8 protein-coding genes are annotated in these 6014 nt (G+C 66.0%); all 8 read right to left on the minus strand.

The window, feature by feature from the left end; translation table 11 throughout:
- Window positions 1-12 precede the first annotated feature (12 nt).
- Genes ureG through IAE39_RS21545 form a run of 8 tightly spaced genes read right to left on the minus strand, consistent with a single transcriptional unit; the run spans window position 13 to window position 5576 of the window.
- Entirely contained in the window at window positions 13-636 is a 624-nt protein-coding gene (gene ureG / locus IAE39_RS21510) for an urease accessory protein UreG (RefSeq protein ID WP_028634232.1), read from the minus strand.
- A gap of 11 nt (window positions 637-647) precedes the next feature.
- Window positions 648-1322 (minus strand): urease accessory protein UreF, encoded by a 675-nt coding sequence (locus IAE39_RS21515; protein ID WP_201206317.1) that lies wholly within the window; start codon window positions 1320-1322, stop codon window positions 648-650.
- Window positions 1322-1867, minus strand: a complete 546-nt coding sequence (locus IAE39_RS21520) for a HupE/UreJ family protein (protein ID WP_201206319.1) — start codon at window positions 1865-1867, stop codon at window positions 1322-1324. Before IAE39_RS21520 ends, IAE39_RS21515 begins: the two co-directional genes overlap by 1 nt.
- An 18-nt stretch (window positions 1868-1885) precedes the next feature.
- On the minus strand, window positions 1886-2383 hold the full coding sequence (gene ureE, locus IAE39_RS21525) for an urease accessory protein UreE (RefSeq protein WP_201206321.1): 498 nt from the start codon (window positions 2381-2383) through the stop codon (window positions 1886-1888).
- A 10-nt stretch (window positions 2384-2393) separates the two neighbouring features.
- Window positions 2394-4097: an urease subunit alpha gene (gene ureC / locus IAE39_RS21530; protein WP_201206324.1), complete on the minus strand. Its 1704-nt coding sequence runs from the start codon at window positions 4095-4097 to the stop codon at window positions 2394-2396.
- On the minus strand, window positions 4094-4411 hold the full coding sequence (locus IAE39_RS21535; protein ID WP_201206330.1) for an urease subunit beta: 318 nt from the start codon (window positions 4409-4411) through the stop codon (window positions 4094-4096). The genes ureC and IAE39_RS21535 overlap by 4 nt, the downstream gene beginning before the upstream one ends.
- Before the next feature lie 19 nt (window positions 4412-4430).
- Window positions 4431-4733, minus strand: a complete 303-nt coding sequence (locus tag IAE39_RS21540) for an urease subunit gamma (RefSeq protein WP_201206326.1) — start codon at window positions 4731-4733, stop codon at window positions 4431-4433.
- A gap of 9 nt (window positions 4734-4742) precedes the next feature.
- Window positions 4743-5576 carry an urease accessory protein UreD gene (locus IAE39_RS21545; RefSeq protein ID WP_201206328.1) on the minus strand — a complete coding sequence of 278 codons (834 nt, stop codon included), beginning with the start codon at window positions 5574-5576 and terminating at the stop codon, window positions 4743-4745.
- Window positions 5577-6014 lie beyond the last annotated feature (438 nt).

The following is a 6014-nucleotide window of genomic DNA, read 5'->3' on the forward strand; positions in this document are numbered from 1 at the left end:
AAACCCGTCACATCAGGTTCGCACGCCCAACATCCCGCGCTCGACAATGAAGTCGATCACCGCCTGCAGCCCCTCGCCTTTCTTCAGGTTGCTGAACGTCCACGGCCGCTGCGGGCGCATGCGCTGGGTGTCGCGCTCCATGACCTCCAGCGAAGCGCCTACATACGGCGCCAGGTCGGTCTTGTTGATGACCAGGAAGTCCGACTTGGTAATGCCGGGGCCACCTTTGCGCGGGATCTTCTCGCCTTCGGCCACGTCGATCACGTAGATGGTCAGGTCGGCCAGCTCCGGGCTGAAGGTGGCGCTGAGGTTGTCACCGCCGCTCTCCACGAAAATCACCTCCAGGTTACCGAACTTGCGCGCCAACGCTTCGACCGCCGCCAGGTTCATCGAGGCGTCTTCACGAATGGCCGTGTGCGGGCAGCCGCCGGTTTCCACGCCGACAATGCGCTCCGGTTCCAGGGCGCCAGCCTCGGTGAGGATGCGCTGATCTTCCTTGGTGTAGATGTCGTTGGTGACCACGGCGATCTGGTAGTGATCGCGCATGGCTTTGCACAGCGCTTCCAGCAGTGCGGTCTTGCCAGACCCGACCGGGCCGCCGACACCGACGCGCAGGGGTTGTTGATAGCTTTGCATGCAGGCAGTCCTCAGGAACGGAACAAACGGGTGTATTGGGTTTCGTGACGCGATGAGGCAATGGCCAGCAACGGCAGGCCGCCGCCAAGCTGGTCATCGCCCTGGGCCAGGGCGTGGTCGAGGGCAGCGGGCAAGTCGGCAGCGAGGTCGCGCAGCAGCGTCTGGGCAGCCTGCTGGCCGAACGGCACCAGCTTGACCCCGGCCATGACCGCGCCTTCCAGCCAGGCAAAACCATGGCCCAAGGCCAACTGGCGCAGCGGGATGGCCCAGTGCGCGGCCAGCCAGGCCATGCCGCCCAACTGGGTCAGCTCAAGGCTGGCCCGCCAGGCCGGGGCCTGGCCCAGCTGCCAGCCGTCGAGCAGCCGCGCCAGCGCCGCGCCACGCTGCTGTTCTTCCAGGCGTAACTCGGCGGTTTCACGGTTGGCCAACAGGAAGCGGCTCCAGTGGCCAAACTCCCCGGCATCTTCGGCCTGGCAGGCGTGGTACAGGCGCGCCAGCACCGGCCAGTCAACGCAGGCCAGGGTGTCGTGAAGCTGCTCACGCTGCCAGGCAGCAAAGCCCTCCACACCCACCACCCAGCCCGCCTCGACCGCCCATTCCAGGCCTTGTGAATAGGTAAAGCCGCCCACCGGCAAGCCAGGGCTGGCCAGCTGCAGCAGGCGCAGCAACGCGAGGTCGCTGTTCATCAGCCTGCCAGCACCAGCGCGGCGCCGGCCAGCAGGCCGCCGCCGAAGGCTTTCTGCAAACCACTGTGGCGGCGCAACAGGCAACCGACCGCGAAGCCGGCTGCCAGCAGCAGGCCACTGACTGCGACAAAGCCGGCACTGAACTGCCAGAACGCGCTTGGCGTGGCTTCCACGCCATGGGCCCAGCCGTGGAACAGGGCGAACACTGGCATGGCCATCGCCAGCAGCAACTGGCGGCTTGGCAGCAGCACCGCGCTGGCAGCCACCAGCAGCGACACGGCGATCAGCGTTTCCATGCCCAGTACGTCACCGAACAGATGGCCGCACACCGCGCCACCGAACATCGCCGCCAAGGTCGCCAGCGGCAACGTCAGGTTGCGCCGGGTCAGCGCGGCCAGCACGCCGGTGCCAAGCAGCATCAGCAGGTGGTCAAGCCCGGTCAGCGGGTGCAGCAGGCCGTCCTGCAACGGGTTGCTGTCATGGCCAGGGTGGGCGAAAGCCGGCAGTGCCAGCATCAGCAGAAACAGGGCGAAAGTCTTTTTCATCGGTTGCTCCAGGGCAGTTCAGGAATGGGCAGGCAGGCGCACGAACGGGTGATCGTGGCCATGGGCATGGCTGTGGCCGTGCGGCGCGCTCTGGTAAGCGCCCGCTTCGGGTTCGAACGGGGCGTGCTCGGCCTCCACCGTCAAGCCCAGGCCACGCAGCATGTCGTCCAGCACATGGTCGTGCTGAAAACGCAAAAGGCCGGGCTCGATCTGCAGCGGTACATGGCGGTTGCCCAGGTGATAGGCGGCGCGGGCCAGCAGGTACGGGTCGGCGCAGCGCACCGTGGACACCGCTTCGGGCGCTGCCAGCACACGGATCAACTGGCCGCCATCGGCATCGGCCAACAGTTCGCCACCGCGCAGCAGGTGGCCGCGCTCCAGCATCAACCCGGCTTCACGGCCATCGTCCAGGGTTACCCGCAGGCGGCTCTTGATTCGGCTGTCGACGTCGAGGGTGACGGTGCCGCTGACAGCATGGGTGCCGGGTTCGGTAATACGGCGGGTCAAGACAATCATCGGTGCTCCTTCAGAACAGAAAATAGCGCTGAGCCAGCGGTAGCTCGGTGGCCGGTTCACACACCAGCAACTCACCATCGGCGCGCACCTGGTAGGTTTGCGCATCAACCTCGATCAGCGGCTGCAAGGTGTTGTGGACCATGTCCGGCTTGCGTACCCGACGGCAGCCGTTGACCACACCGATCAGGCTGCGCAGGTTCAGCTCCTCGGCCAGGCCACGGTCCATGGCCGCCTGGGGCAGGAAGGTCATGCGTGTGGCATGCCGCGCTGCCCCTAGCGCGCCGAACATCGGCCGGTAATGCACCGGCTGCGGCGTGGGGATGGAGCCGTTGATGTCGCCCATCGGCGCGGTGACGATCATCCCGCCCTTGAGCACCAGGGCCGGCTTGACCGCAAAGAACGCGGGCGACCACAGCACCAGATCAGCCAGCTTGCCGACCTCGACCGACCCCACTTCGTGACCGATACCATGGGTGAGTGCCGGGTTGATGGTGTACTTGGCGATGTAGCGCTTGACCCGGAAGTTGTCGCTGTAGTGGGTATCCGGCGCCAGTGGCCCGCGGCGCAGCTTCATCTGGTGCGCCACCTGCCAGGTGCGCAACACCACCTCGCCTACCCGGCCCATGGCCTGGGAGTCGGACGAGGTCATGGCAAATGCGCCCATGTCGTGGAGGATGTCCTCGGCGGCGATGGTTTCGCGACGGATGCGCGACTCGGCAAAGGCCACGTCCTCGGCAATACTCGGGTCCAGGTGGTGGCAGACCATGAGCATGTCCAGGTGCTCGTCAACGGTGTTGACGGTGTACGGCAGGGTCGGGTTGGTCGAGGACGGCAGCACATTGGCCTGCCCTGCCGCGCGGATGATGTCTGGCGCATGGCCGCCCCCGGCACCTTCGGTATGGAAGGTGTGGATGGTGCGGTCGCCGATCGCTGTCAGGGTGTCTTCGATGCAGCCCGATTCGTTGAGGGTGTCGGTGTGAATCGCCACCTGGATGTCCATCTCTTCGGCCACGCCCAGGCAGCAGTCAATGGCAGCGGGCGTCGAACCCCAGTCCTCGTGCAGCTTGAGCCCCACCGCGCCCGCAGCGATCTGCTCGCGCAACGCTTCGGGGCGCGAGGCATTACCCTTGCCCAGCAAACCGATGTTGATCGGCAGGCTGTCGGCGGCCTGCAGCATGCGCGCCAGGTACCAGGGCCCGGGCGTGCAGGTGGTGGCGTTGGTGCCGGTGGCCGGGCCGGTGCCACCGCCGATGAAGGTGGTGACGCCGCTGTTCAGCGCCTCGTCCACCTGCTGTGGGCAGATGAAGTGAATATGCGAGTCGACACCGCCAGCCGTGACGATCTTGCCTTCGGCCGCGATCACTTCGGTGCCCGGCCCGACCGGCACGTTCACGCCCGGCTGCACATCGGGGTTGCCGGCCTTGCCGATCACGGCGATGCGCCCGTGCTTGATGCCGATATCGGCCTTGACGATACCCCAGTGGTCGATGATCAGGGCATTGGTCAGCACCAGGTCCATGGCCTGGGCAGCCAGCATCTGGCCCTGCCCCATGCCATCGCGGATAACCTTGCCGCCGCCAAACTTCACTTCTTCGCCATAGACCGTAAAGTCTTTTTCCACCTCGACCCACAGCGCCGTGTCCGCCAGGCGTACGCGGTCGCCCACCGTGGGGCCGAACATGTCGGCGTAGGCCTGGCGGGAAATACGGCTCATGACCTGCCCTCCAGCGCGCCCATCACCTTGCCCTGAAAGCCGTAGACTTCACGTTTGCCGGCGTAGGCCACCAGTTGCACGGTGCGCGCCTGGCCCGGTTCGAAACGCACGGCGGTGCCGGCCGGGATGTCCAGGCGAAAGCCCAGGGTCGGCGCGCGCTCGAACACCAGCGCCTCGTTGACCTCGTAAAAATGGTAATGCGAGCCGACCTGCACCGGCCGGTCGCCGTGGTTGGCCACGCTGACGCTGACCGTTGCCCGGCCACTGTTCAGCTCGATGTCGCCTGCGGCGACCTGGATTTCACCTGGGAACATGCGGCGCTCCTTGGCGGTTTCAGACGATGGGGTCATGCACGGTCACCAGCTTGGTGCCATCCGGGAAGGTCGCTTCCACCTGCACGTCGTGCAGCATTTCGGCGATGCCGGGCACCACCTGCTCACGGCTCAGCACCTCGCGCCCCAGGCTCATCAGTTCCGCCACGGTGCGGCCATCACGGGCACCTTCCAGCACGGCGGCACTGATCAGCGCCACGGCCTCCGGGTAGTTGAGCTTCAGGCCACGGGCCAGGCGCCGCTCCGCCAGCAGCGCGGCGGTGAACAGCAGCAGTTTGTCTTTCTCTCTCGGGGTCAGCTCCATGGCGCTCTCTCAGGTGGCCCAGATACGCGGCGGGCAGGCTGGCAGGCCAAGAATGGCCGGGCGCAGCACATGCCACAGGCGTTGCAGGGTGTGTTGCAGGTGTTGGTTGTCATGATCAAGCAGGCGAATTACCAGCAACGACCCGAGCAGGGTCGCGCCGGCCGGGTTGCCTAGTTCGTCGAGCAGCGGGCGCACCTGCTCCAGCACGGCCTGGTCGGCCGGTGCGGCGCAGAAGGTGGCAAGCAACGGGTGCCCGCCCAGCTTGTCCAGCTGCCCGCCTTCGATACGCAGGCGCTCATGCAGGCCAACCTCGCCAGGCAGCTCGATGTGCAAAAGGTTGTCGAGGGCACCGAGCTCGAAACGCTCGCCCATCACCGGGCGACCCAGGCACAAGGTTTCCCAGGCCAACAGGCGGGCACCGGGCTCAAGGGTGAAGCGGCTGACGAGGCTGGCGCGGGCGCCTGAAAAGAAGATGCTGTCCTGTGGCAGCCACTCCAGGGTGCTGCCGGCAGCCAGGTGAAAGCGCTGGGCCAGCCGCGCGGTCGGGCCGATGCTGCGGTAGAACTTGCTGGCACCCGGCATGGTCAGCAGCGCATGGCTGCCCGGTTCCAGGTGGATGTCCAGCTCCAGCCGGTCGCCAGCGACGATGCCGCCCGGCGGGTGCAGCACATAGACATGGCACGCTGCACCTTCCGGGTAGAAAGGCCGCTGCACCAAAAGAGGTCCGAAATGCTTCCACGCACCAAGGCGGGTCACACCCTCACGCCGGACAAAGCGCAACTGCAGGTGGGCGCTCCAGCCTGCAGTGTCTTGTGGTTGTTCGATCTGCTCCGCGAGCGACATCCTGCGGCCCCTGAAATCCGTGGCCTGCTGGCCGTTTAGAGGGTCCGGCGCGGGCAGCTGTCAGCGCGCGCGGCCTGACCACTCGATCAAATTCGCAGGCTGGATATAGCAGGTTGCGGGCCAACTCCGCAGGTGAAGGCAGATGAAACTTTTAGCGCGGCCGCTCTGGCATCGGGCATACGGGGGGATGGTGCACAAGGCGGGGGCGTAGTCTGGCCCTGTTACAGTGCCAGCCCAAACGGCTGCGATGTCACCCAGAGAACTGAGTTCGCAAGCAGTCCGCATACCCTGCGGGAGCAACTGTCTTGCATATCTCTCATGGCTAGCACTGGCACATGTAGGAGCGGCCTTGTGTCGCGACGGGCTGCGCAGCAGCCCCAGGATTTCCGCACAGATGCACAAATTGCCGGGGCTGCTTCGCAGCCCATCGCGACGCAA

This window comes from Pseudomonas sp. S37 (genome assembly GCF_016658545.1).
In the GTDB taxonomy this organism is placed as follows: Bacteria; Pseudomonadota; Gammaproteobacteria; order Pseudomonadales; family Pseudomonadaceae; genus Aquipseudomonas.